19 protein-coding genes are annotated in these 25916 nt (G+C 68.2%); 5 read left to right on the forward strand and 14 right to left on the reverse strand.

Translation table 11 applies throughout. The features are described 5' to 3' along the window. Nucleotides 1-17: 17 nt before the first annotated feature. Nucleotides 18-1514 (forward strand): FAD-dependent oxidoreductase, encoded by a 1497-nt coding sequence (locus BX604_RS18300; RefSeq protein ID WP_098552028.1) that lies wholly within the window; start codon nt 18-20, stop codon nt 1512-1514. A gap of 101 nt (nt 1515-1615) precedes the next feature. Here BX604_RS18300 and BX604_RS18305 read toward each other — a convergent pair whose 3' ends face one another. After that, on the reverse strand, nt 1616-3280 hold the full coding sequence (locus BX604_RS18305) for an acid phosphatase (RefSeq protein ID WP_098552029.1): 1665 nt from the start codon (nt 3278-3280) through the stop codon (nt 1616-1618). A 428-nt stretch (nt 3281-3708) separates the two neighbouring features. Between BX604_RS18305 and ftsH the strand changes: the two genes are divergently transcribed. Then, nucleotides 3709-5679, forward strand: coding sequence for an ATP-dependent zinc metalloprotease FtsH (gene ftsH / locus BX604_RS18310; protein ID WP_098552030.1), 1971 nt, complete (start codon nt 3709-3711; stop codon nt 5677-5679). A 114-nt stretch (nt 5680-5793) separates the two neighbouring features. Beyond that, nucleotides 5794-6261 (forward strand): OsmC family protein, encoded by a 468-nt coding sequence (locus tag BX604_RS18315; protein WP_098552031.1) that lies wholly within the window; start codon nt 5794-5796, stop codon nt 6259-6261. 22 nt (nt 6262-6283) lie between these two features. On the opposite strand, the gene otsA is transcribed toward BX604_RS18315, so the two are convergent. From otsA to BX604_RS18340, 5 genes are all read right to left on the reverse strand, one after another. After that, complete coding sequence (gene otsA / locus BX604_RS18320) at nt 6284-7690, reverse strand: alpha,alpha-trehalose-phosphate synthase (UDP-forming) (protein WP_098552032.1); 1407 nt, start codon at nt 7688-7690, stop codon at nt 6284-6286. A 589-nt stretch (nt 7691-8279) separates the two neighbouring features. Continuing rightward, complete coding sequence (locus tag BX604_RS18325) at nt 8280-9917, reverse strand: methyl-accepting chemotaxis protein (protein ID WP_098552033.1); 1638 nt, start codon at nt 9915-9917, stop codon at nt 8280-8282. Nucleotides 9918-10368: 451 nt separating this feature from the next. Further along, on the reverse strand, nt 10369-12396 hold the full coding sequence (locus BX604_RS18330; RefSeq protein ID WP_098552034.1) for a TonB-dependent receptor: 2028 nt from the start codon (nt 12394-12396) through the stop codon (nt 10369-10371). 502 nt (nt 12397-12898) lie between these two features. After that, the gene (locus tag BX604_RS18335) at nt 12899-13336 is read right to left on the reverse strand and encodes a MarR family winged helix-turn-helix transcriptional regulator (RefSeq protein ID WP_098552035.1); all 438 of its coding nucleotides are present in this window, start codon (nt 13334-13336) and stop codon (nt 12899-12901) included. Beyond that, on the reverse strand, nt 13333-14250 hold the full coding sequence (locus BX604_RS18340; RefSeq protein ID WP_098552036.1) for an alpha/beta hydrolase family protein: 918 nt from the start codon (nt 14248-14250) through the stop codon (nt 13333-13335). Before BX604_RS18340 ends, BX604_RS18335 begins: the two co-directional genes overlap by 4 nt. 268 nt (nt 14251-14518) lie before the next feature. Here BX604_RS18340 and BX604_RS18345 point away from each other — a divergent pair, with 268 nt between their 5' ends. Further along, a complete protein-coding gene (locus BX604_RS18345; protein WP_098552037.1) occupies nt 14519-15484 on the forward strand; it encodes an ABC transporter substrate-binding protein in 966 nt (321 codons plus the stop codon). 98 nt (nt 15485-15582) lie between these two features. Next, nucleotides 15583-16677: an LLM class flavin-dependent oxidoreductase gene (locus BX604_RS18350; protein WP_098552038.1), complete on the forward strand. Its 1095-nt coding sequence runs from the start codon at nt 15583-15585 to the stop codon at nt 16675-16677. Nucleotides 16678-16786: 109 nt separating this feature from the next. Here the strand turns inward: BX604_RS18350 and BX604_RS18355 are convergent, their stop codons facing one another. From BX604_RS18355 to BX604_RS18390, 8 genes are all read right to left on the reverse strand, one after another. Next, a complete protein-coding gene (locus BX604_RS18355) occupies nt 16787-17719 on the reverse strand; it encodes an ABC transporter substrate-binding protein (protein ID WP_098552039.1) in 933 nt (310 codons plus the stop codon). Nucleotides 17720-17753: 34 nt separating this feature from the next. Then, entirely contained in the window at nt 17754-19535 is a 1782-nt protein-coding gene (locus BX604_RS39905) for an amino acid ABC transporter permease/ATP-binding protein (protein WP_098552040.1), read from the reverse strand. Between the two features lie 57 nt (nt 19536-19592). Further along, a complete protein-coding gene (locus BX604_RS18365; protein ID WP_098552041.1) occupies nt 19593-20954 on the reverse strand; it encodes an LLM class flavin-dependent oxidoreductase in 1362 nt (453 codons plus the stop codon). A gap of 166 nt (nt 20955-21120) precedes the next feature. Continuing rightward, nucleotides 21121-22062, reverse strand: a complete 942-nt coding sequence (locus tag BX604_RS18370; RefSeq protein ID WP_098552042.1) for an ABC transporter substrate-binding protein — start codon at nt 22060-22062, stop codon at nt 21121-21123. A 56-nt stretch (nt 22063-22118) separates the two neighbouring features. Further along, nucleotides 22119-22679 (reverse strand): GNAT family N-acetyltransferase, encoded by a 561-nt coding sequence (locus tag BX604_RS18375; protein WP_098552043.1) that lies wholly within the window; start codon nt 22677-22679, stop codon nt 22119-22121. Between the two features lie 359 nt (nt 22680-23038). Further along, the gene (locus tag BX604_RS18380; RefSeq protein WP_098552044.1) at nt 23039-23959 is read right to left on the reverse strand and encodes a recombination-associated protein RdgC; all 921 of its coding nucleotides are present in this window, start codon (nt 23957-23959) and stop codon (nt 23039-23041) included. 152 nt (nt 23960-24111) lie between these two features. Next, entirely contained in the window at nt 24112-25146 is a 1035-nt protein-coding gene (locus BX604_RS18385; RefSeq protein WP_098552045.1) for a succinylglutamate desuccinylase/aspartoacylase family protein, read from the reverse strand. Between the two features lie 231 nt (nt 25147-25377). Next, complete coding sequence (locus BX604_RS18390; protein WP_098552046.1) at nt 25378-25665, reverse strand: hypothetical protein; 288 nt, start codon at nt 25663-25665, stop codon at nt 25378-25380. Nucleotides 25666-25916: the final 251 nt, after the last annotated feature.

Raw genomic sequence — 25916 nt, forward strand, 5'->3', positions numbered from 1 at the left:
CACGCCTATCCACGCCCATGTCATCCGAATACTCCCTGACCCGCCCCCTGAACGCCCGCGACGTGCATCGCTGGGACGCCGAACACGACGTCGTGATCGTCGGCTTCGGCGCAGCCGGCGCTTGCGCCGCGATCGAAGCCGCGAGCGCCGGCGCAGACACGCTGATCGTCGAACGCGCGTCGAGCTACGGCGGCACGAGCGCGCTGTCCGGCGGCGAGATCTACCTCGGCGGCAGCGGCGGCACGCCGGCGCAGCGTCAGGCCGGCTTCGTCGACGACACCGAGGACCTGTACCGCTACCTGATGCTCGCCGGCGGCCGCGACGCCGACGAAGCGAAGGTGCGCGTCTATGCGGACGAAAGCCTTGCGCACCACGACTGGCTGGTCGCGCAGGGCCTCACGTACAAGAACACGTTCGTCCCCGAGCGGATCGTCGAGCCGGAAACCGACGACTGCCTGATCTGGTCGGGCAGCGAGGAAGCGTGGCCGTTCAGCGACGCCGCGAAACCGTGCCCGCGCGGCCACACGCCGCAATGGCCGGGCTGGGGCGGCGGCCAGATGCTGATGCGCGTGCTGGCCGAGCGCGTGCAGGCGCTCGGTGTCGCGACGCGCTACGACACCCGGGCGCTCGCGCTGATCGTCGACGATGCCGGCGTGGTGCGCGGCGTCGTGCTGCGTGCGTATGGCGAGACGGCATTCGTGCGCGCGCGCCGCGCGGTGATCCTGTGCGCCGGCGGCTTTGCGATGAACCGCGACATGGTGCGCCGGCACGCGCCGCAACTGCTGCGCTCGGACGAGCCGATCGGCAGCCCCGGCGACGACGGTTCGGGCATCCTGCTCGGCCAGAGCGCGGGCGGCGCGGCGATCCACATGGACCAGGGTTTCGTCAGCCTGCCGTTCTACGCGCCCGAATCGCTGATCCACGGGATCTTCGTGAACGCGCGCGGCCAGCGTTTCATCAACGAGGACGGCTATCACGGCCGCACCGGCCATCACGCGTTCCATCAGGCCGACGACCGGATCTACCTGCTGGTCGATCAGGCGACCTACCAGGCGCCGCCTGACATCGCGCGGATCGGCATCGCGGCGGCGGGCGAGACCTGGGAAGAAGTCGAGCGCGACCTGCAGATGCCGGCCGGCACGCTGACGGCGACCGTCGACGTGTACAACCGCCACGCGGCAGAAGGCGTCGATCCGCTGTTCCACAAGGCGAAGAAATGGCTGAAGCCGTTGATCGAGCCGCCGTTCGTCGCGCTCGATTGCCGGATCGACTACGCGTTCTACCCGCATTTCACGCTGGGCGGGCTCGATACGCTGCCGACCGGGCAGGTGCTCGACGCGACGCGCACGCCGGTGCCGGGCCTCTATGCGGCCGGCCGCACGAGCTGCGGGCTGCCGCGCTGGGGCGCCGGATACAGTTCGGGGCTGTCGCTGGCCGACGCGACGTTCTTCGGCCGGCAAGCCGGCCGCCATGCCGCGCACGGGGTGACCGGCGCGCTGCGCAGCGCGGCATGACGTAGCGTAGGGTTCATTCGAAAAACCCGACGCCCCGGGCAATGACGTTGCACCGGGGCGTTGTCGTTCGAGGCGGACGTCACGCAGACGTTAGCCGATCCTCACGCGAGATCGAGCGCGTTGGTCAGGTCGCCCGGCGGCGTTGCGTTGCGCGACGCGAACGCCTTGTCGCGCCCGGCGACGCCGTCGAGCGGCGCGAGCCCGTGCACACGGCTGATGAAGCGCAGGATCGAGTTCGTGTCGTACAGCGTGTGATCGACGTGGCCCTTCTTCGCGAACGGCGAGATCACCAGCGCCGGAATCCGCGAGCCCGGGCCCCAGCGATCGCCGACCGGCGGTGCGACGTGATCCCACCAGCCGCCGTTCTCGTCGTGCGTCATCACGATCACCGTGTTCGCCCACTGCGGGCCGCGCCGGATGTGCTCGATCACGTTCGCGATGTGGCGATCGCCCGATTCGACGTCCGCGTAGCCCGCGTGCATGTTCAGGTTGCCCTGCGGCTTGTAGAACGTGACGGCCGGCAGGCGGCCCGCGTCGATGTCGGCGATGAAGTGGTTGGTCGACGCCTCGTCGCCGAGGCCCGCGTCGCGCAGGTGCCGGCGGCGTGCGTCGGTGCCGGGCGCGAAGCTCGCGAAGTAGTTGAACGGCTGGTGGTGGTACTGGAAATCGGGCACGGTGCCCGTGTCGCGATGCTCGAGCGCGTACTGCCACGCGCCGCTGTACCACGCCCAGTCGACGTTCTTTTCCGACAGGCGATCGCCGATCGTCGCATGAGCCTGCGGCGGGATCACGCGGTGATCGGACGGGTCTGCATACGCGGCGTTGCCCGGGTCGGGCGGCGGCACGTAGCTCGGCTGATACGGCGGCGCCATCGTGTTGACGCCGTAGCCGTCGGGCGTCAGCGGGCCGTCGCTCGCGAACTTCGGCGGACCGTCGAGCGCGGACGGCGGCGAATCGGCGGCGAGCGTCAGGCGCGTGCCGGTAGGATCGTCGCCGTCGACCTTCGACAGCAGCTTTCCCGCATGCGGTTGCTTGTGCGCATCCGGGTAGATCGGCGGTTGCGCGGAAATCAGGAACATGTGGTTGAGCCACGAACCGCCGAAGGCCGCCATGAAGAAGTTGTCGCACAGCGTGTATTGCCGCGCGAGATTCCACAGCCGCAGCGTGTCGGCCGAATTGCGATAGTGGCCCATCACGAGGCCGCCCGAATCGGCCCACGCGGCGAACTGGTCGTTGCGGCCGCCCGCGATCTGCATCTGGTTCTGGTAGAAGCGGTGCCACAGGTCCCGCGTGATCACGCCGTTCGGCAGCGGCTTGCCTTGCGTGTCGGCGAGCCGGAACGGCGCGTTCGGCAGCTTGTCGATGTCGCGCTCGGCGATCGCGTAGCGCTTGCCGTCCACTTCCTGCGCCTGCGGCACGAGCCCGCCCCAGATCTTCGGCAGCACCGGCAGCGGCGTCTTGCCGTCGCGATCGAGCTGCTGCGCGTGCGCGGGCTGCACGTCGCTCAGCGGATAGCGCACGCCCGGGAAGTCGCCGTACAGGTTCGCGAAACTGCGGTTCTCCGCATAGATCACGACGATGTGGCGCACCTGCCGGCGCAGCGCTTCGTCGAGCCGGAGATCGGCGGCGGAGCGCGGCGCGCTGCCCGGCGCGGTCTCGCAGCCGCTGAGCGCGACGCCCGCGCCGAGCGCGGCGAGGCCGCCGAGTACGCGGCGGCGGTCGGGATCAACGGGAAGGTCGTCGGGGCGATCGGGGGTGTCGTTCACGTCGTGTGCTCCTCGAATGGGCGGTTGTCGTTCGATGCGCGGCAGCGTCGCACAGCCTGCCGCGACGCGAGACGGGACGCAACAACCGCATCGGCGATCGCGCCACGCCATGCAATTGTCACAAAAATGTCACGAATTCGACTATAACGCGGCCGGCCGCGCCGATGAAAGGTGTTTGTCGGACGCTGCGCGACGCGCGTGCGCGAACTAGACTTGAATGAGGGGCGGCGCGTCACATGGTGTTGCCCTGGAGAAGATCGCCCGGTGGCGTCGGCCGACGGTGCCGCTGCGGTGTCATTCATGCGACGAAACGAGGCGACGATGGCGCGGGTGCATGCCGTGCGCGCCGGGCTGCCGATGCCGTGCGCCGGCCGGGCGCGCGAGCACGCGCCGGCACGCCGCACGGTGCACGCAGCCGGCCCGATGCGATGGACAGGAAACTCGACTACGCAGGATTGCTGATCGCGGCAGGCTTCTTCGTGCTGTTCGCCGCGCAGTTGCTGATGCTGCGTCCGGCGTCGACGGTGATCGCGTACAGCGATTTCCACCGGCTCGTCGCGGCACGGCTCGTCGACGATCTGGAGATCGGCACGACCGCGATCTCGGGCACGTTGAAGATGCCGCAGGCCGGCCCGATGCTGCCGGCGTCCGAGGTCGAGGCCGTGAAATCCGCCGGCACGCCGTGGCGCTTCTCGACCAATCGCGTGACCGACCCGCAACTGATCGATGCGCTCACCGCTGCCGGCATCCGTTATCACGGTGCGTCCGACACCGGCTGGATCACGTCGCTCGCGTCGTGGCTGGTGCCGCTCGTCGCGTTCGTGTTCATCTGGAACCTGATGCTGCGCAAGCGCGGCGGGCTGCAGGACTTCACCGGGATGGGCAAGAGCCGCGCACGCGTGTACGTGCAGCAGGAAACCGGCATCACGTTCGACGACATCGCCGGTATCGACGAAGCGAAGGCCGAGTTGCAGCAGCTCGTCGCGTTCCTGCGCAACCCCGATCGCTACCAGCGGCTCGGCGGCAAGATCCCGAAGGGCGTGCTCGTCGTCGGCGCGCCGGGCACCGGCAAGACGCTGCTCGCGCGCGCGGTGGCCGGCGAGGCGGCCGTGCCGTTCTTCTCGATCAGCGGTTCTGCATTCGTCGAGATGTTCGTCGGCGTCGGCGCCGCACGCGTGCGCGACCTGTTCGAGCAGGCGCAGCAGAAGGCGCCGTGCATCGTGTTCGTCGACGAGCTCGATGCGCTCGGCAAGGTACGCGGCGTCGGCCCGATGTCGGGCAACGACGAGCGCGAGCAGACGCTCAACCAGTTGCTCGTCGAGATGGACGGCTTCCAGGCCGGCTCTGGCGTGATCATCATGGCCGCGACCAACCGGCCGGAAATTCTCGATCCGGCGCTGCTGCGCCCGGGCCGCTTCGATCGTCACATCGCGATCGACCGGCCCGATGTCAACGGCCGCCGCCAGATTCTCCGCGTGCACGTGAAGCGCGTGAAGCTCGCGGCCGACGTCGATCTCGGCGAGCTCGCATCGCGCACGCCGGGCTTCGTCGGCGCCGATCTCGCGAACGTCGTGAACGAAGCCGCGCTGCATGCGGCCGAACTCGGCAAGCCGGCGATCGCGATGGACGACTTCGACGAGGCGATCGACCGCGCGCTCACCGGCCTCGAGCGCAAGAGCCGCGTGATGAACGCGCAGGAGAAGCTGACGATCGCGTATCACGAAGCCGGTCACGCGCTCGTCGCGGAAAGCCGCGCGCATTGCGATCCGGTGAAGAAGGTGTCGATCATTCCGCGCGGTGTGGCGGCGCTCGGCTACACACAGCAGGTGCCGACCGAGGATCGTTATGTCCTGCGCCGCAGCGAACTGCTCGATCGCATCGATGCGCTGCTCGGCGGGCGCGGGGCAGAAGAACTCGTGTTCGGCGACGTATCGACGGGCGCGCAGAACGATCTCGAACGCGCGACCGCGATGGCGCGCCATATGGTCATGCAGTACGGCATGAGCGAGAAGATCGGGCTCGCCACGTTCGACGACGGCGAGACGCGTACCGGCATGCCGGGCGGGTGGCGGGCGGGCGACGGCCGGTGCAGCGAGCACACCGCGCGAATGATCGACGACGAAGTGCACACGCTGCTGACCGACGCGCATGCGCGGGTCGCGGCGACGCTGGGCGAGCGTCGCGATGTGCTGGAGCGCATCGCGCGACGGTTGCTCGAATGCGAGGTGCTCGAACGCGGTACGTTGCAGGCGTTGATCGAAGGGCGTGTCGAGCCCTCCGTACCTGCCCCTTCTGCCGCCGATTGCACGCCAACCACAGGCGCGAATGCGCCGGAGCAGGCAACGGCAGTCGAACGCGATTTCGTCGCGTACGGGACGCCGCGCGAACCTGAGCGCTGAAGCACGGATCGCACTCGGCGCGACGCGCGGTCAGTCACGGTCGCATCGCGTCGGCGCTGCGATGCGCATGTGCCGGTCTTTCTTTTCCTTTCTGTTGCCAGTCACGGAGTCGCCATGAGCGAGGCGCACGTATCGGTCGAGGTCGCGCAGCACGCGCGTTTCAGTTTCGAAGTCACGTTTGCCGGCACCGATCTGTCGCCGGTGCTCACCGACGAGCCGCCGCCGCTCGGCGAAGGGCGCGGGCCGAATCCGGTCCGCTTGCTCGCGGCAGCGGTTGCGAGTTGCCTTGCGGCGAGCCTGTTGTTCGCGCTGGAAAAACAGCGCGTCGATCCGCAGCCGGTCGGCGCGCATATCGACGTCGACATGGTGCAGAACGACGCGGGGCGGGTGCGCGTCGGCGCGATGGCCGTCACGTTGTCGGTCGGCAAGACGTGGGCCGATCTCGCGGCCGCAACGCGCGTGCTCGACCGCTTCGATGCGTATTGCGTGGTGACCGAAAGCATGCGCGACGGCATCCCGATCGCGGTGACGGTGCAGGACGTGAATGGTGTGGTGCTCGATCGCGAGACGACCGGCGTGTGAGCGTGCGGCAGGATGCGACGCGTCAGGACTCCGTTGCGGCGGCGACTTCGGCCGCTTCCGTGAGCGCGTCGAGAAAGCGCGTGCGCCACCAGTGCACGTCGGTCTTGCGCACGATCGCCATCAGCGCGTCATGACGCTGGCGCCGCTCTTCGAGCGGCATCGTGAGCGCGCGCTGGATCGCCTGCGCGGTGCCTTGCGTGTCGTACGGATTGACCAGCAGCGCGGGCTTCAGTTGTTCGGCCGCACCCGCGAAACGCGACAGCACGAGCACGCCCGGGTCGGTTTCGTCCTGCGCGGCGAGGAACTCCTTCGCGACCAGGTTCATCCCGTCGCGCAGCGGCGTGACGAGCGCGACGCGGCTCGCGCGATAGAGGCCCGGCAAGCGCTTGCGCGCCACCGTGCGGTGGATGTAGCGCATCGGCATCCATTCGAGCTCGCCGTAGTCGCCGTTGATCGCGCCGCACAGGCTGTCCATCTCGCGGCGCAGATCGTCGTACGCGCCGAGATCCTCGCGGCTCGGCGCGGCGATCTGGATCAGCGTCGCGCGATCGCGATTCTCCGGATACTGCTCGAGCAACTGGCGGAACGCATGCACCCGCTGCGGCAGCCCCTTCGTGTAGTCGAGCCGGTCGACGCCGACGAGCAACTGACGGCGCGAGTATTCGTCGCGCATCCGCTCGAACATGTCGATGCCGTCGCGATTCTCCGCGAGCGCCGCGAATTCGTCGACGTTGATGCCGATCGGAAACGCACCGGCCGACAGCGTGCGGCCGAACGCGCGCAGGCGGCCGTCGGGCAAGCGTGCCGCGCCGGCTTCCGCTTCGACGTAGTGCTCGAAGTGCAGCAGATCCGATTCGGTCTGGAAGCCGACGAGGTCGTACGCGAACAGCGAACGCATCAGCCATTCGTGCTCCGGAATCGCGGCCATGATCGGCGGCGGCGGCATCGGAATGTGCAGGAAGAAACCGATCGGATTCCGGCAACCCATCGCACGCAGTTCGGCCGCGAGCGGAATCAACTGGTAGTCGTGAACCCAGACGGTGTCGTCGGGGCGCAGCAGCGTGCTCAGCTTGCGCGCGAACAACTGGTTCACGCGCCGGTAGCCATCCGCGAAGCGCCGGTCGAACTGCGCGAGGTCGAGCCGGTAGTGGAACACCGGCCACAGCACGTTGTTCGAATAGCCGAGGTAATACGCGTCGTAATCCTGCGGATCGAGGTCGATCGTCGCGAGCTGAATGCCGCCGACGTTCTGGATCTGCACGTCGTCGCCTTGCGCGGGACGCTCGCCTTCGCCCCGTAGCCTGCCGCTCCATCCGAACCAGACGCCGCCTGATTCCTGCAGGCTGTCCTTCACGGCGACGGCGAGCCCGCCGGCTGCGGCTTTACGGGGATCTGCGATGCGATTGGATACGACGACGAGTCGGCTCACCAGTTCTCCTGCGAGGGTTGGGGAATTCATGCGGCCAGGGCGCGAAGCGGACGCCGCCATCGACGCTAAATGCGCGATGGGGTCGCGATACGATCGGACGGGAATCAGGGCGCGCGATTCGCCGTTCGAACGAGAGGTGCTTTTTAAGCATACTCGTCATTGGGCTGATTTAAAAGTGCATGACCTGGATCAACGGACATGCAAAAGTCATGTGCAGTGCGCGCCATGGCACGTTTTTCGGCCGGGACCGGAAATTGCACGGTGCTGCACATGCCGCGTGTGCATAGGGGTGCGGACGAAGGAGAAGGGGCGGTGCAGGCGGCGTGAAGGATCACGCTCGCGCCCATGTCGTGTCGGGCGCAATCGCCTCGGCATTGCGTCGAATGGATACGAATGCATCGTGCCGATCGACTGCAATGTGTCGAGCAGAAGCGGGGTGCGCGCGGATGCGTGGACAGTGCATGCGCGAAGTGCGTGACGCGTTCGATTCGGCGTTCACGGTGTTCCGTTTCATGCGCGTGTGATAAGCGCTCACGCGAGCGCGGCCGGGCGGTGTTCCGCGCGGCCGCGCTAGCCATCGTGTACGCCGTTACGCGGTCGCAGCCTGCCAGTGCGATGCGTCGCCTGCCGCATGCGCGCGTGCATGCGTGGACGGCGCGTGTTCGCCGGCCGGCATCCGGAACGCGGACACCGTCTCCGACAGCTCGCGGCCTTGCGCCTCGAGCGATTTCGACGCGGCCGCAGCCTGTTCGACGAGTGCCGCGTTCTGCTGCGTCGTCTCGTCCATCTGCGTGATCGTGAGGTTCACCTGATCGATGCCGCGACTCTGCTCGGCCGAGGCCGCGGCAATCTCGCCCATGATGTCGGTCACGCGCGCGACGGCCTGCGTCACGTCCGACATTGTCTTGCCGGCTTCGCCCGCGAGCGCGGAGCCGTCCTGGATCGTCCGCACCGACGCGGTGATCAGCTCCTTGATTTCCTTCGCGGCGGTCGACGAGCGCTGCGCGAGACTGCGCACCTCGCTCGCGACGACCGCGAAGCCGCGCCCCTGTTCGCCGGCACGCGCCGCTTCGACGGCCGCGTTCAGCGCGAGGATGTTGGTCTGGAACGCGATGCCTTCGATGATGCCGGTGATGTCGGCGATCTTCGACGAGCTGTGGCCGATCTCCGTCATCGTGTCGACGACGCGGCCGACCACGGCGCTGCCGCGCTGCGCGACATCCGACGCATTCGCGGCGAGCGAGCTCGCCTGCTGCGCGTTCTCGGCATTCAGGCGCACCGTCGACGTGAATTCCTCCATCGTCGCCGCGGTTTCCTGCAGCGACGCGGCCTGTTCCTCGGTGCGTTGGCTCAGGTCGAGGTTGCCCGATGCGATCTCGCCGACGGCATGCGCGATGCTGTTCGACGAATCGCGCACGTGACCGACGATGCCGATCAGCCGCGCGTTCATCGTGTGCAGCGCTTCGAGCAGATCGCGCGTCTCGTCGTTGCCGCTCACGCTGATGCGGCTGCCGAGATCGCCGTCGGCCACCGTGCGGGCGACGTCGACGGCCGCACCGATCGGTGCGGTGATCTTGCGCGTCAGCCACAGGCCGCCGCCCACCGCGACAACCATCGCGGTCAGGCAGATCGCCGACAGCAGATTGCGCTCGGTCGTGTAGCGATCCGAGAATTCCTGCGCGATCGCGACTTCGCGCTCGTGCGTATAGGTTGCGTACGCATCGGTTGCGCGAACCAGTTGCGCGAGCAACGGACGGCAGCGATTGTCGATATCCAGCGTCGCATCTTCCTTCTTGCCGGCCTGCGCGAGCCCGACGATGTTCAGCGCGACGGGCCCGTAGCTGGTTTCGACGCGGACGATCTCGGCGACCAGTTCGCGCGCGCGATCGGTCGTGTCGGTCGCCGTCGCGATCATGTCCTTCAGCTTCGCGAGGTTGTCCTGCACGTCCTTGTGCGCCTGTTGCACTTCGGCCAGTTCGAGCGCGATGTCGGACGGCGAGGTCACGAGCACCAGGTTGCGCGCGGCGATCGCGCGCCGGTCCACCGCCGTTCGGATGCGCGCCGACAGGTTCGCGCGCGCGTTGATGCCGTTCATGTACCGGGAAAACTCGTCGTTGGTATCGGACAGCGCCTTGAGCGCCATGCCGGACACGATCACGACGACTGCGGCGAGCAACCCGAAGCCGCCTAGCAGTTTTGCCTTGATGCTGATTCTGGCGATTTTCACGATGTGCCTCTGTGCGAGTGGTTGGCGATGGGGATTTATTGTTCGACCGGATACAGGGTCGTGCCGTCATTAACGGGTATTCCGGATATTTCTTTACCCGTCGAAAACCCTGATGCCGATTTTTTTGGATATCGCCGAAAGCCCCGCCGGACGGGCGTTTTTGATCTCGATTCAACATACGAAATCACCTGCGAGATAATCCGTTCATACGCGGATTTTCAGGCCGGTTTTATCGTTTGCGTTTAAAGCAATGGCGTTTAAAGCGGACCGTCTAATAACCGGCATCAGGGATTTTCCGATGCGTATTGCGGACGCCGAATCCGGCTCGAGAAGAAGCAGGGGCGGGCGTCGTCGCGCGGCAGCGCAACAGGCGGCGCCGGCACAACGAAAACCGGCGCCCGGTTTCCCGGGCGCCGGACAGGCCCGCGGCACGCGCCGCCGGGTTGGGAGATCAGAACGTCGTGCGCAGGCCGGCCATCACGCTGCGGCCGCCTTCCGGCGCGAAGCCGCGCACGACCGAGGTCGCGTAGCGGATGTCCTGGTTCGTCAGGTTGTCGCCGCGCAGGTACGCGAGCCAGTGCGTCGCGCGCACGCGGAACTTGTACGTCAGCATCACGCCGAGCGACGTGTAGCCGTCCGTCGAGAAGTCGTTGTCGGGCACGCGGTGCTGCGACCATGCATGCGTGACCTGCGCGCGTGCGCCGAACGGGCCGTATCCGTAGTCGGCCGCGAGCGTCGCGCGCAGCGGGGCGATGCGCGGCAGCGGCTGGCCGGTGTCGACGTTGCGCGCATGCGTGTAGTCGGCGGTCAGCTCCAGGTCGACCGTGTGGCCGCGTCGCGAGAACGCGCGCCATTTGCCGTCCAGCTCGACGCCGTAAAACTCGGCGCGCACGCCGCGATAGATCGCTTCGTTGAGCGCGCCGTCGGTGCCGGCGGCGACCGGTTCGCCATCGTCGACGACGACGCGGCCCGTGTTGTACTCGGTCAGGTAGTTCGAGAAGCGGTTGTAGAACACGCCGACGCTGCCGCGGTTCGGGCCGCTCGCATAGCGCAGCGACAGGTCGGTCGACACGGCCTTTTCCTTCGACGCGTTCGGGTTGCCGATCAGGAACTGGCCGGTCGCGTCGTGCGGGCCGTTCGAGTACAGCTCGTAGAAGGTCGGCGCGCGCTCCGTGTACGCGACGTTCGCCGCGACCGACCACACCGGCGTCAGCGAGAACAGCGCGCCGGCCGATACGCTGCCGGCGTTGAAGTCGCGCGGCTGCGCCCCTGCGAATTTCTCGACGCCGGCCGGATCGGGATTGACCGTCACGTGCTCGAAGCGCCCGCCGAGGCTCAGCTTCAGCGCGGAATTGACCTGCCATTCCTCGAGTCCGAACAACGCGACGCTGCTGGTGCGGGTGGACGGCACGAGCATTTCGTCGCCGAGCGCGGAGAACGTGTTCTGGCCGAACTGCACGCCGATCGCGCCTTCGAACGGGCCGATCTTGCGGTGCTGCGCCTCGATGCGTGCCTCGTAGCCGCGATTGCGGAAGGTGGTTGCCGTCTCGCCGTTGTCGACTTCCTTGTGCCGGTAGTCGGTGTACGCGAAGTCGAACTTCAGCTTCGTGAACGGCCCGCTCAGGTTGCGCACCTCGGACGCGAACGCGAGGCGCTCCTGACGCATCCGCAGCCGCACGTCGTCCTCGGCGACGGAACCGTAGTTCGATTCGTAGCCGCTGTACGACAGGCCCGCGAAGCCGTCCGTCCACGTGTACGACGCGCCCACCGCGCCACCGTGCACGCGGCCGTCGCTGTTCGGCACGTTGCCGTACGGCTGTGGCGTGTCGGGGCCGTCGATCGCGCGCTGTTCGCTGCTGCGCGCATAGCCGGGAATCCGCAGCTTGCTCGCCTCGCGATCGAACGCGTCGATGTGGAACGCGAAGCCGCCGCTGCCGCCTTCGACTTGCGCGGCGCCGGCGCGAACCGAATTCGCCCCGCCGTAGCGCGCGTCGAGCGCACCCGTCACGCCTTCGATCGCTTCGCGCGGAATCCGGTTGTCGATGGTGTTGACGACGCCGCCGACCGCGTTGCCGCCGTACAGCAGCGCGGCCGGCCCGCGCACGATCTCGACGCGCTCGATCGACAGCGGATCCTGCGGCACCGCATGGTCGTACGACAGCGACGATGCATCGAAGGCCGCGACGCCGTTCTGCAGCAGCCGGATCCGGTCGCCGTCCATCCCGCGGATGATCGGGCGGCCGACCATCGGCCCGTAGGTGGTGGTCGACACGCCGGGCAAGCCGTTGAGCGTCTCGCCGAGCGAGTCGGCCTGGCGGCGCGTGAGCGCGTCGCCGGACAGTTGCGTGGTCGGCGCGACCAGTTCGGTGTCGCCGAGCGGGTTCGCGGTCACGAAGATCGGGGCGAGCGTCGTGGCCGCCGGCGGATTCGACGGGGTGGTCGTATCGGTCTGCGCGTGCGCGACGGCGGCGAAGAGCATCAGCGAAACGGGCGAGAGCGGGCGAAGCGGTAGACGAGGGAGGTCGCGCATGGTCGGTGAATCGATTGGAATCGGATCGGAAAACGAGGCATGCGGGTCATCGCTGGATACGATATATTGTTGCGTCTGCGACGCGCAATGACCCGCGGGAACATGACTCGGCGAGGCCCGGCCACCCGGCGGGAACGGCATTCAAGGCGGACGAGCACGCGAAATGATATGTTATATCATTTCAAATTCCAAGCAGAACGGCGGCTGACTGTAGGGTTTCTGTCGGATCGGTGAAATGGCGGCCAGGGCGGAAAATGCCGGCGGGAAGCGGGTGCAGTGGGCGGGCGAGCGTGCTGGATCGCGTGTCGGCAACGCTGGCCGAATAACGCGAGCGCCGTGGATCGTGCGACGCCGCGCTTTGAAATTTTCTCGGGAAATCAACGAGATGCGCGTGGGTTTGCAACGTGTTGCGACCACCGCTCGACAACACCACGCACAACGAATCGGCGCGTCAGCGCTCCGCCGGAAACCGGTCCTGCAACGCATGCAGCCAGCGCGCGACGACGTCGAGTTCCTCGTCGGAAAACCCGTCGCACAGCTTGCCGTTGAGTTCGCGCAGCAGCACGCGGGCGCGCTTGAGCGCCGCGTGACCCTCGTCGGTCAGGAACAGCCGCGTCGCCCGCCCGTCGTCCGAATCCGCGTGACGCGCGAGCAAGCCGGCTTTCGCCATCCGGTCCGCGAGCCCCGTCATCGCGGACGGCGCCAGCTGCAGCGCCGCGCCGACTTCGCCGATCAGCGCGCCGTCCTGCTTCGCGAGACAGAACAGCACGCCGGCCTGCGCGGCGCTCGCTCCCGTATCGGTCTCGGCCTCGGCCTTGCGGTCGACCCAGCGCTGCACGCGCCGCTGGCCGATGTTCAACAGGAAAAACAGTCGTCGGTCTTCGCTCAAGCTCGGTTCCCACCAGCAATGGAAAGGGACGGGCGACCCGCATCGCGTGACGCATCGAGCGCCTGCGCGAGCCAGTCGGCGACATCGGGCCAGAGCACCGTGCCGGGCCGGCTGCGGAAGAAACCCATGTGCCCGACCGGTCCGCTGCCTGCCGCGTGCGGATCGATCTGGCGGCGCTCGACGGCCGCCCGGGTCAGATAGCTTACCAGCAGGTCGATCGCGCGCGGGTTCGCCCACGGATCGTCGTCGAAGCCGAGCGCGAGGATCGGCAACTGCTGTTTGCCGAAACGCTCGGCGGCGCCCAGCGTCGGATCGTCGAAGAAGTAGCGCGGCAGCGTGGTCCAGCGGCTCCATTCGCGGAACACGCCGGCCGGCAGGTCCTCGCCGAGCCCGAGCCGCTTGCCCGGCACGTAGCCGAGCAGCGCGGACGCGAGCGGGCCGAGCACGCGCAGGATCAGCCGCACCTTCAGGCGTTCGGCCGCGCGCGAAATCAGTCGCGTGCTGCCCGCGTGCGCGGCGACGAGCACGGCCGCGCGCAGATGCGCGGTGCCGGCCGACAACCCGATCGCATGCCCGCCGACGCTGTGGCCAACCGCCAGCAGCGGCAGCCCGTCGTACGCTTGCCGCGCCCACGCGATCGCGGCGCCGACGTCGAGCTCGACCCAGTCGCGCATCCGGGCCTGCAACGCGCTCAGGCGCGCGGGACGCGATGCGCCGATGCCGCGATAGTTGTAGGTCAGCGCGGCGAACCCGCGCCCGGTCAGGAAGCGCGCGAAGCCCGCGTACAACCGTTCCGGCACGGCCGTGGCCGGATGGATCAGCACCAGCGCGCGCGGCGCCGCGTCCGGCGACCACAGCGTGCCGCGCAGCGGATAGCCGTCGGCGGCGGCAAATTCGATGGGTTCGGATGTCATGGCGGCCCTCGCTGGACGAGTTATTTCGTATGCGAAATATAGTTCAGGATTTATTTCGCGTGCGAAATATCTATCGAGGAGTCGTTCGAACGGCGCATCGCGAAGCGCCGCGCATGGCCTCCGACGCGAGCTGCGCTTCATAAAACATTTGCATCTTTCCATATCAGAATATTGCGTTTGTCTCATGATGAAGATCGACGTATCTTCACCGGTTCCATCCCGGGCGCCGCCGTCGTGCGGCAGCCTGCCAACCTCCGGGGAGATCACTTTGTCGAGCCGAATCGTCACGGCGCTCCTGCTCGCGCTTGCCGCGCAGCCGGGCCTCGCGAAAGACACCGTCACGCTGCGCGTCGGTGAACAGAATTACTTCAACATCCAGGCGTCGATGGAGGCGTCCGGCGTACTGAAGGACCTGCCTTACACGATCGAGTGGAAACACTTCCAGGCCGCCGCGCCCGTCGCCGAGAGCCTGAACGGCAACGCGATCGACCTCGGCTTTCTCGGCGATTCCGCGCTGCTCACGCTGGCCGCGCGCGGCGCGCCGGTGAAGGTCGTCGCGGTGTCGCGGCAGAGCCTCGACGGCGTCGCGATCCTCGTGCCGAAGAATTCGCCGGTGCGCACCGTCGCCGACCTGCAGGGCAAGACCATCGCGGTCTGGCGCGGCGCGTGGAGCCAGCAGCTCGTGCTGCGCGCGCTCGAACACGCCGGCCTGCGCGCGGACGCCGTCAAGTACGCGTACCTGATGCCGATCGACGCGACCAATGCGCTCGCGAACGGCTCGGTCGATGCCGTGTCGCTGTGGGAGCCGTTCGTCAGCACGCTCGCGCTGCGGCAAGGCGCGCGGCCCGTGACGACCGCGCAGGGGCTGATGCCCGCGCTGAGCTTCGTCGCGGCGAACGAGCAGGCGGCTACGGGCAAGCGCGTGGAAATCACGGATTTCCTGAAGCGCGTGGTTGCCGCGCGCCAGTGGGTCGACAGCCACCCGCGCGAGTACGCGGACCTGTGGGCGAAGCGCGCGAAGCTCGAGCCCGACGTCGCGTACCGCTGGCTCAACAACGCGCACCAGCGCGTGGGTCCGGTCGACGAGACGGCCGCGAAGGACGCGCAGAACACGGCCGATTTCCTGCACAAGGCCGGCGTGATTCCGGCCGCTTACGACACGTCGAAGCTGCTCGATCGCTCGTATGCGGATGCGTTCGCCGTGCCGGCGCAAAAGACGGCTGCCGCGCAGTGACCGTGCCGCCGTGCAGCGCCGGCAGGCGGTGCGCGGCAGGTTCGATCCCGGCCATTGTTCCGGCCATTTCCGGCCGACCACCAGAAGGACACCCCGACATGCCCGTCGACATCATCGGCATGATCACCGCGACACCCGGCGCGGAGGTCGACGTACCAGGCGGCGCTGCCGTCCAGCCCGATTACGTGCGGCGCTTCGCGCACGCACACGAAACGGCCGGCTTCGACCAGATCCTGGTCGGCCATTTCAGCAACGCGGCGGACGGCTTCGTCGTCGCATCGTTCGCGGCCGCCGCGACCGAACGCATCCGCATCCTGCTGGCGCACCGGCCGGGCGTGATCGTGCCGTCGGCCGCCGCGCGGCAGATCGCGACGCTCGACGTGTTCAGCGGCGGCCGGCTCGCGCTGAACGTCGTGTCGGGCGGCGACGACGCCGACCTGCAGCGCGACGGCGATTTCGTGCCGCACGATGCGCGCTACCGTCGTACCGGCGAGTATCTCGACGTGCTGAAACGCATCTGGCTGGCCGACGCGCCGGTCGATCACGACGGCGAGTTCTACCGGATCCGCGGCGCGTCGCCGCTCGTGAAAGGCGTGCAGCGTCCGCACGTGCCGATCTACTTCGGCGGGTCGTCGCCGGCCGCGCTGGCCGTCGCGGGGCAGCACGCGGACGTGTACATGACGTGGGGCGAGCCGCTCGCATCGGTGCGCGAACAGATCGCGCGCGTGCGGGCCGCCGCCGCACCGTTCGGACGCGCGCCGCGCATCAGCGTGTCGTTCCGGCCGATCGTCGCCGACACCGAAGCCGCTGCATGGCGGAAGGCCGAGGCGATCCGCGAGCGCGTGCGGGCGGCGCGGCTCGCGAACGGCCTGCCAATCGACGGCCATGCGCCGCAGAATGCGGGTTCGCAACGATTGATGGCCGCCGCCGCGCAAGGCGACGTGCTCGACGAACGGTTATGGATGGGCGTTGCGAACCTGACGGGCGCGCGCTGGAATTCGACCGCGCTCGTCGGCACGCCCGAACAGGTCGCGCGCGCGCTCGGCGCGTACTACCGGCTCGGCGTGTCGACGTTCCTGATTCGCGGTTTCGATCCGCTCGACGATGCGCTCGATTACGGGCGTACGCTGATTCCGGCGATCCACACGCACGTTGCGGAACTCGACCGGCACGACGCGGCGGTGACCGCGTAGACAAAAACGGTCGTTACCGTGAATCGCCCCGGCATTTCCGTTGCGGAATGCCGGGGCGATGTCGTGTCGGGCGTCGTTACGACAGTGACCCGGCCCGTGGCCCGTTGCCTCAGAACGACGGCAACCCGGGCGGGTTCGTTTCCGCACGCGCGATCGCCTCGCTCTGCAATCCCCAGCGCGCGAGCGCCTGCCCGTAGCGGCCGTTGCCGATCAGCGCGTTGGTCGCGAGCGTGAGCGCCGGCGCGAGCCCGCTGCCGCGGCGCGTCGCGATCGCGACATCCGCGGTTGCCGGCCAGCCCGCGTTGACGACGCCGACCCGCCGGATCTTGCCGTCGCGCGCGGCCTCGTAGGCCAGCGACGCGTTCGGGTTCAACTCGGCATCGGCGCGGCCCGACAGCAACGCGACGCGCGACGCCGCATCGTCGTCGAAATAGAGCAGTTCGGTCGCCTTCAGCCCTTGCGCGACGTTGCGCCGGCTCCATTCGAGCAGGATGTGCTCCTGACTCGTGCCGGCGCCCGTGATGATACGCAAGCCGGCGATGTCCTTCGGGCCGTCGATCTTCGTGATCGGGCTGGCCGTGCGGACGTAGAAACCATGCAGCCCGAGCCGATAGGTCGTGAAGTCGTACTTCTCCTTGCGCTTCTCGGTCACGCCGACGTTCGAGATCACCGCATCGTACTTGCCGGACGTGAGACCCAATGGCCAGTCGGCCCATGCAATCGGTAGCAGCACGAGCGTGCGGCCCAGGGTATCGGCGACGAGTTGCGCATAGTCGGGATCGGCGCCGACCACGGTGCGCGCGTCGGTCGCATAGGTCGAGACGGGCGGCGCATGCGGCGCGATCGCGACCGTGAACGCGCCGTCGCGCACCCAGCGGTAGCCGCTCGCCGCGCGAATCGCCGCGTCGTCGCGGGCTGCGCGGATCCGGCCGGCCTGGCGCGGATCGAGGTCCGCCGTCGCGGCGGCGGCGTCCGCCGCATGCCAGCGCAGGCCGGCAGCCGCGGCCAGCGCGGCGGTCATGAAGTGGCGTCGGTCGATCATCGTGCGGTGTCTCTCGATTCGTGAGCGGCGTGCATCACAGCACCCGCGACAGGAACGCGCGCGTGCGCGCATGAGCCGGTGCGTCGAGCACGACGGCGGGCGGCCCCGACTCGACGACGCGGCCGCGCTCCATGAACAGCACGTTGTCCGCGACTTCGCGTGCGAAGCCGATCTCGTGCGTGACGATCACGAGCGTGGTGCCCGAGCGCGCAAGCTCCTTGATCACGTCGAGCACTTCGTTCACGAGTTCCGGATCGAGCGCCGACGTCGGCTCGTCGAACAGCAGCACCTTCGGCCGCAACGCGAGCGCCCGCGCGATCGCGACGCGCTGCTGCTGGCCGCCGGACAACTGGCGCGGGTACGCATCGGCCTTGTCCGCGAGCCCGACGCGCGCGAGCAGCGTGCGCGCGGTGCGCTCGGCGGCGTCGCGCGTGACGCCGGCAACCGCGATCGGCGCCTCGATCAGGTTCTCGAGCACCGTCAGGTGCGGGAACAGGTTGAAGTTCTGGAACACCATGCCGACCGCCGTGCGCCGCTTCAGCACGTCGCGCTCCTTCAGCTCGTGCAGCGCGTCGCCGTCGCGGCGATAGCCGATCAGCTCGCCGTCGATGTCGATGAAGCCGTCGTCGACGCGTTCGAGGTGGTTGATCGTGCGCAGCAGCGTCGACTTGCCCGAGCCGGACGGCCCGACGATCACCGTCACGCTGCCGCGTGGCGCGACGAACGACACGTTGTCGAGCACGCGCTGCATGCCGAACTGCTTCGACACGTTGTGCACGGCGACTTCGCCGCCGGTACGCGCCGACAGCGGCGCCACCGATGCGGCGGCGGTATCCCCGTGCGCCGGCACGGCAGCCGCCGCACGCCGCCACAGCGCGCTGACGCGTGCCAGCACGAACGTCAGTGCCGACGGCGGCGGGTTGCGCAGCGCGCCGCGCGCATAGTGGCGCTCGACCTGCACCTGGACCGCCGACAGCACGGTCAGGATGATCAGATACCAGACAGTCGCGACCATCAGCAGCGGAATCACGTCGAGATTGCGGCGATAGATCACCTGCACCGTGTAGAACAGCTCCGGCATCGCGAGCACGTAGACCATCGACGTGCCTTTCGCGAGCGTGATCAGGTCGTTGAACGCGGTCGGCAGGATCGCGCGCATCGCCTGCGGCAACACGATCCGCGTGGTCTGGCGGCCGCGCGGCAGGCCGAGTGCGGCCGCCGCTTCGAGCTGCCCCTGGTCGACCGCGAGAATGCCGCCACGGATCACCTCCGCGGAAAACGCCGCGTGGTTCAGCGTGAGGCCCAGCACGGCCGCGAAAAACGGACTGATCAGGTCGGTGGTCGGCGTGTCGAACCACACGATGTCGGTGAACGGCACGCCGAGCCGCACGTGTTCGTACAGGTAGCCGAGGTTGTTCAGGATCAGCAGCAGCACGATCAGCGGAATCGACCGGAACAGCCAGACGAAGGTCCATGCGCTCGCGGCGAGCAGGCGCGAGCGCGACAGCCGGGCCAGCGCGACGAACCCGCCGAGCGCGAAGCCGAACACCGCGCCGAGCAGCGTCAGCACCAGCGTGCGCGCAAGCCCCGACAGCACTGGCGGCGACAGGAACCATTCGGCGAACACCGGCCAGCCCCATTGCGGGTTGCCGAGGATCGAATGCAGCGCAAGCGCGATCAGCATGAGCGCGAGCACCGTGCCGGCCGTGCGGGACCGGTGGCGGGCCGGCACGATGCGCAGGTGCGTGCCGGCGTCGCGTGCGCCGGGGGAAGAGAGCGGCGGCAGCGCGCCGCCGAGGTGGGTCGTGTCGCTCATGTCGGTGAATGTCCTCGAGTCGGTCGGGAGCGCGCCGCGCCAGGCGGCGCGGCGGCATCAAGCGTGCGCTTCGGCCGCGTCGTCCTGTTTTTGCGGCGCCGCGCCGGGCGTCACATGACGGCTCGCCTTGCGCGGCAGGCCGAGGTGATCGCGCAGCGTGCTGCCCGGCAGGTCGCGGCTGTAGCGGCCGCGCGCCTCGAGCACAGGGATCACGAGTTCGATGAAATCGTCGACGCCCTGCGCCTGCACCGCGAAGCCGAGGATGAAGCCGTCGCCGGCGCCCGCGTCGTGCCAGCGGATCAGCTCGTCGGCGACGTGCTCGGCCGTGCCGATGAAGTTCGGGCGCGGCGTCGCGACGGCGAGCGCCGTCTCGCGCAGCGTCAGGTTCTGGCGCTGCGCATCGGCCTTGATCCGGTCGGTGGTCGAGCGGAAGCTGTTGCGGCCGAGGTCGCCGAGCGCCGGGAACGGCGCGTCGAGCGCGTACTGCGTGAAATCGTGGTGATCGAAATAGCGGCCCAGATACGCGAGCGCCTCGTCGATCGTCAGCAGGTCGCGGATCGCCTGGTATTTGTCCTCCGCTTCGGCCGCCGTGCGGCCGACGATCGGCCCGATGCCGGGGAAGATCTTCACGTCGCCGGGTTGCCGCCCGTGCTCGACCGCGCTGTGTTTGACGCGGCGCGTGAACGCCGCCGTTTCGTCGAGCGACGGCGAATGCGTGAACACCGCGTCCGCGTATTTGCCCGCGAGCCCGATGCCGGTGTCGGACGAGCCGGCCTGGAAGATCACCGGCTGCCCCTGCGGCGAGCGCTGGATGTTCAGCGGGCCGGCGACGTTGAAGAAGCGACCGTGGTGGCCGAGCGTATGGAGCTTGTCGCGATCGAAGAAGCGGCCGGTCGCGCGATCGCGCACGAATGCGTCGTCGTCCCAGCTGTCCCACAGCCCCTGCACGACGTCGAGGTATTCGTCGGCGATCTCGTAGCGCAGTTCGTGATCGGGATGCGCCTTGCCGAAATTCTTCGCGGTGCCTTCGAGCGGCGTCGTCACGACGTTCCAGCCCGCTCGCCCGCCGCTGATCGTGTCGAGCGACGCGAGCTGGCGCGCGACCGTGAACGGCTCGCTGTACGACGTCGAGATCGTGCCGGCGAGGCCGATCTTCTTCGTCGCGACCGCGAGCGCCGACAGCACGGTCAGCGGCTCGAAGCGGTTCAGGAAGTGCGGGATCGACTTCTCGTTGATGTAGAGGCCGTCCGCGACGAACGCGAACGCGATGCCGGCGGCTTCCGCCTGGCGCGCGATGCCGATCGCGAAGTCGAGGTTGATGCTCGCGTCCGGCGGATTGCTCGGGTGCCGCCATGCGTTCATGTGGCTGCCTGCGCCTTGCAGCATCAGGCCGAAGGGAATCGATCGTCGGGTCGTCATGGGAGCGTTACGCGTTCTGGTCGGGGGAAAGGGAATGGTCGGCCGCGTGGGCCGTTTGTACGGGCGTGGTCGGCAACGCGTCGACGGCGCTCGGGATCTTGTCCGGCAATGCAAGCGAGTAAGACATGATGTTCGACGTTCCTGAGCAAGCGGGAAGGGGTGGCGCTCAGCTCTTCGGCAAGCCCGGCGGGTTCGTGCGCGACTGGTCGATCGCTTCGGACGCGAGGTTCCAGCGATCGAGCACCTGCTGGTAGCGGCCGCTCTTGATCTGCGCGTTCAGCGCGACGGTCAGCGGATCGGCGAGCCCGCTGCCGCGGCGCGTCGCGATCGCGATGTCGGCCGTGCGCGGCCAGCCGCCGCTGATCGCGCCGACCAGCCGCGTCTTGCCTTGCTGCGCGCTCTGGTACGCGAGCACCGAATTCACGCTGAACACCGCGTCCGCGCGGCCCGACTGCACGGCGACGATCCGCATTGCCTGGTCGTCGTAGTACTGGATCTGCACGGGCTTCAGGCCGTGCGCGACGTTCTCGCGGTCCCATGCGAGCAGGATCTTTTCCTGGTTGGTGCCGGCGTCGGTCACGATGCGCAGCCCCGCGACGTCCTTCGGCTCGCGGATCGACCGGATCTTGCTGTCGTTGCGCACGTAGAAGCCGACCTGGTCCTTGCGGTAGGTCGAGAAATCGAACTTCTGCTTGCGCTCCTCGGTGACGGTGACGTTCGAGATCACCGCGTCGACTTTCCCCGACTCGAGCGCGAGCGGCCAGTCGGCCCACGCGAGCGGCACGATCTTCAGCTTGCGGCCGAGGCTGTCGGATACGAGCTGGCCGACGTCCGCGTCGAAGCCGATCACGGTGCGCGCGTCGGTCGCATACGTGCTGATCGGCGGCAGGCTCGGCGCGATGCCGATCGTCAGCGTGCCGGCTTCCGCGAACCTGAACGATGCGGGCACCGCACGCTCGACGGCCGCATCGGCCTTGCCGCGCGGGCGCGTGAGCTGCTCCGGGCTCAGGTCGAACGTCGCGGCGGCCGCGGCGATCGCGGTCAGGCCGATCAGGGCGGCGGCCAGCGTGCGGACCGCACGCGGCGTGAAAGGTACGGCTCGTGGCATGAATGCGTCCTGTTGTTGTCGTGTCGGAGGGAGCGAAGGGGGATGACGCGGTGCGTTCAGCGCGGCAGCGCGGCTTCGGGCAGTGGCGCCCAGAGGTCGGAGAGCGTCGACGTGCGGGACGGGTCGGCGAGATCCTTGCCGAAGCGCAGGTGGAAATACGCTTCCGGCGCGATCGACGAATCGAACAGCCGCGTATAGCCGGTGCGGTCGTAGAGCGCCCAGGCTTCGGGCTGGCGAAAGCCGGTGGTCAGGTACACGCGCCGATAGCCCTGCTGCGCGGCGCGCAGCTCGAGCGCGTCGACGATCACGCGTGCGAGCCCCTGACGGCGCAGGTCCGTGCGGGTCCAGATGCGTTTGAGTTCGGCGGTCTGCGCGTCGTAGCGCTTGAAGGCGCCGCCGCCGATCGTTTCGCCGTCGCGCAGCAACAGCACGAACGCGCCTTCGGGCGGCGCGAACCGCTCGGCCGGATAGCGGGCCAGCTCGTCGCGCGCGGACGCGCGGCTGTCGGGGCGGTAGGCGTCGTAGCGGGTCGCGTATTCGTCGATCAGCGCGTCGATCAGCGGCTGGGCGCGGACATCGAGCGGCGTCGTGTCGATGATGCGGTCGTTCGTGGCCATGGGCATCGCGAAGGGCGCGCGATGCGGACGTTCCTGTCGGGGTCGGGGCACACGGCCCGGCCGGTCTGTTCCGTTATCGCGACGCGGTTGTCGTGATGACGGCGGCCGCTGCGCATCCTGCGATGCATGCGGCAGGCCGCCGCCGTTTCGAACACGTTAGCGGCGCGGCCGGCAAAGGCGAACGAAGCAATTTCGATAAGGATTTCGCGAAGGGAGTCAGAAGGCTTGCAGGGGGAGTGGGGTGGGGTGAACGGGCGTGGTCCGCGATCCGTCGCCGGGCGGCGACGGACCTTCGGGAATTGTCGCGTCAGCGCAAAGCCCCGCCGCTGCGGGGCGATGATCCTCGACGACGACGGCGTTCAGGCTGCTGCCTGATGAGTCGAGTCGTGCTGATCGCCACCCAGGATATCGACAAGCTGGGTCAGCATCCGCCCCAATTCCCCCGTCATCAGCGTGACGTCCGAATCGAAGCGTTCATCGTCGTTTTGCGCGGTGGGATCCGCCGCCTCCTTGATCACGTCGAGCGGCGTGACGCGCTTGATCGTCAGCGACGGCGTCAGCACGAACGAGATTCTGTCATCCCAGGTCATCGCGAGGCGCATGCATTGTTTGCCGGCTTCGATGTGCCGGCGCATGTCGTTCGTTTCCAGCGCGTGGCCGACATATCGCACCGTGGCGCCGCCTTCGCCGGTGGAGCGCAATTCGGCGTCCTGGTCCACGGTGAAGCCGCCCGGCGCCTCGCCGGACAGCAGCCAGTCGGTCATCGCGGCCACCGGCGAACGGGCCACGTGAACGCCGGCGAGCGGCAACGCGTCGATCGATTTGACGAGGAGGCTGCGAACGTCGTCGGCAAGCGCCTGTGCAGCCGCATCGATGACGAGCCAGCCGTTCGCCGTATCGATCCATACGCGGGTATCGCGGCGAATGCTGAACGCGCGCGGCAGCAGTTCGTCGGTGACCTGCTCCTTGAGTTCGCGCAGTTGCTTTCGGCCGACCTTGAAGCCTTGCTGCTCTTCGACTTCAAGCGCACGCGCTTTGGTTACCTGATTGACGACCGACGCCGGCAGCAGCTTCTTTTCGGCACGAAACAGCAGCAGCATCTGCCGGTTGATCGAATACACGAGCGCGCCGTCGTCACGCGGCGAGGCCCATCCGGCGCGCTGCATTTCGATGCTGGTGCCCGGCTGAAACGCGTGAGGCGCCAGCCATTTTTCCATCTGGTCAGGGGTGACGGCCCAAGGTGCGGGAAGACGGTGAAGCTGAAGATTCTTGAACCACATGGGAGTACGGGCAAAGCGCATCATTCTATATGACCGCGACGTTTCGCGGCCAGGAGCGGTCAGTCGACGGCATCCGGGAGCCGGGGTCGTCCGACTGACTCAGCGTCCTTGCAATACGCACTGGCGCCGGCATACCGCGCTTGCAGGATGCATCACTGGATGACCCGTGCCGGCGTCGACGCCTCCGCCAGCTGAAACAGACAATCCCCGCGCCGCACCTGCGCGGGCACACGCTTGCACACCACTTCGCCGTCGCCCTTGAAGCGATGCAGCATCGGTTCACGCAGCGGCGTATCGGGGAAGTGCACCCACGCGGCCGGCTGTCCGGCCTTCACCTGGTCGCCGAGTTCGACGAGCGGCTCATACAGCCCGCGTTCGTACGCGTAGACGAAGTGACGATCGCCGTCGACGCGCAGGAAGCGCGTGACGGTCGGCGGCGCGTCGGGCACGAGCGCACCGCGCAGCAGGCCGATATGACCGAGGTAGTGCAGCAGCCCGTGGCGGCCGAGCCGGATCAGCGACGGATCGGCCATGCCTGCGCCGCCCAGTTCGGTCACGATCGAGATCGCGCCTTGCCGGCGCGCAGCCGACGCCGAATGCACCGGATTCGGCGCATGCAGCAGCGCATTCGGCAGCCCGAAGGCCACGAGCAGCCCGTTGAGCTTCGCCGCCTCGTCGTCGTCGAGCGGGTCGATCGCGAGCATGTTGCCGCCCTGGTATAGCAGCGAGCTGCCGCCGGAATGCAGGTCGACCAGATACTGCGCGCGCGACAGCAGCGCATGCTCGATGTAATGCGCGATCATCTGCGTCGGCGTGCCGGTCGGATCGCCGGGGAAGCTGCGGTTCAGGTTGCCTTCGTCGAGCGGCGACACGCGCAGGCCCGCGTCGGCCGCGGGGAAATTGGCCATCGGCAGCAGGATCAGTTGCCCGCTGACCATCTCCGGGTCGATCTCGCGCATCAGCTGCGACACGATGATCTGGCCTTCGTATTCGTCGCCGTGATTGCCGGCCATCACGAGCGCGACGGGCCCGTCGCCGTTGCGGATCGACGCGATCGGGATCGGCAGCCAGCCGTAGGCGGAACGATGCACGGAGTGCGGCAGCCGCAGGTAGCCCGCATGCTTGCCCTGGGCATCGAGGTCGATTTCGCAGTGGATGGGATTTCGGTGTGGCGAGGAAGCGGTCATGGCGGCGTCGTTCGAGGAACGGAATCTGCCATCTTATCGGGAAAAGAGCGCCGCGCGGCGCTCGGCGCGCACCGGATGCCGGCCGGCCCGCGCGTGAACGCGCGGCATGCGGCACGGGCAGTCACGCGCGATGTTGCAGCGCTGAAACGCCTGCCGGCGCGCGCTGCGGCCGGGGCGCGCCCGGGTTCGCGTCAGCCCGTTGCCGGCACGGGGCCGGCGCGTGTTACCGCGTCAACGGCCGGACGTTTCAGCTTCGAGACGGCCTTCCTCCCACAGCACCCAGAAACGGCTACCGCCGCGATACGGGTTCGCGCGATGCGCCGCGTAATCGGCGACGCCCTGGCGAAACGCACCGTATAGCGTCAGCGGCGGGTTGTCGACGCACGCGGCTTCGCGAACGGTTTCGCGGGCGGCGGCCGGGCGGCGCGAGGAAACGAGCCGACGGATCAACGATGCGCCGTCGATCACTTCCAGTGGATCGATGCGCTCGGTGCAGCTGAGGACTTCGACGGTATTCATGTGCGGGCTCCCTGACATCCTGTTTCCAGGACAAGGAGCAATAAAAGTGCCAGTCATGAAATACCGTCCGCCGCGTCGATCGTGCCGGCTTCTGCGGCGAACGTGATGCGGGGAGCACGACGATGTTACGGAACACGTCACGTGACACGGGCTGCGGCGGCGAAACATGCGCGCACACGCGTCAAGCCGCGCAAAGCGTTTCGGAATTGAGCGAGGAAAGGACCGGCGACGCAGCGGTGCGGACGAATGCG

Origin of the sequence: Burkholderia sp. JKS000303, assembly GCF_002563755.1 — a bacterium.
GTDB lineage: Bacteria > Pseudomonadota > Gammaproteobacteria > Burkholderiales > Burkholderiaceae > Burkholderia > Burkholderia anthina_B.

Bases quoted from the DNA above. Each gene is read 5' to 3' on its own strand.
- BX604_RS18370 (WP_098552042.1), bottom strand. From the start codon at position 22,062: ATGCCACGAGCCGTACCTTTCACGCCGCGTGCGGTCCGCACGCTGGCC.
- BX604_RS18365 (WP_098552041.1), bottom strand. From the start codon at position 20,954: ATGACGACCCGACGATCGATTCCCTTCGGCCTGATGCTGCAAGGCGCA.
- BX604_RS18385 (WP_098552045.1), bottom strand. From the start codon at position 25,146: ATGACCGCTTCCTCGCCACACCGAAATCCCATCCACTGCGAAATCGAC.
- BX604_RS18300 (WP_098552028.1), top strand. From the start codon at position 18: ATGTCATCCGAATACTCCCTGACCCGCCCCCTGAACGCCCGCGACGTG.
- BX604_RS18330 (WP_098552034.1), bottom strand. From the start codon at position 12,396: ATGCTCTTCGCCGCCGTCGCGCACGCGCAGACCGATACGACCACCCCG.
- BX604_RS18380 (WP_098552044.1), bottom strand. From the start codon at position 23,959: ATGTGGTTCAAGAATCTTCAGCTTCACCGTCTTCCCGCACCTTGGGCC.
- BX604_RS18390 (WP_098552046.1), bottom strand. From the start codon at position 25,665: ATGAATACCGTCGAAGTCCTCAGCTGCACCGAGCGCATCGATCCACTG.
- ftsH (WP_098552030.1), top strand. From the start codon at position 3,709: ATGGACAGGAAACTCGACTACGCAGGATTGCTGATCGCGGCAGGCTTC.
- BX604_RS39905 (WP_098552040.1), bottom strand. From the start codon at position 19,535: ATGAGCGACACGACCCACCTCGGCGGCGCGCTGCCGCCGCTCTCTTCC.
- BX604_RS18315 (WP_098552031.1), top strand. From the start codon at position 5,794: ATGAGCGAGGCGCACGTATCGGTCGAGGTCGCGCAGCACGCGCGTTTC.
- BX604_RS18340 (WP_098552036.1), bottom strand. From the start codon at position 14,250: ATGACATCCGAACCCATCGAATTTGCCGCCGCCGACGGCTATCCGCTG.
- BX604_RS18355 (WP_098552039.1), bottom strand. From the start codon at position 17,719: ATGATCGACCGACGCCACTTCATGACCGCCGCGCTGGCCGCGGCTGCC.
- BX604_RS18375 (WP_098552043.1), bottom strand. From the start codon at position 22,679: ATGGCCACGAACGACCGCATCATCGACACGACGCCGCTCGATGTCCGC.
- BX604_RS18350 (WP_098552038.1), top strand. From the start codon at position 15,583: ATGCCCGTCGACATCATCGGCATGATCACCGCGACACCCGGCGCGGAG.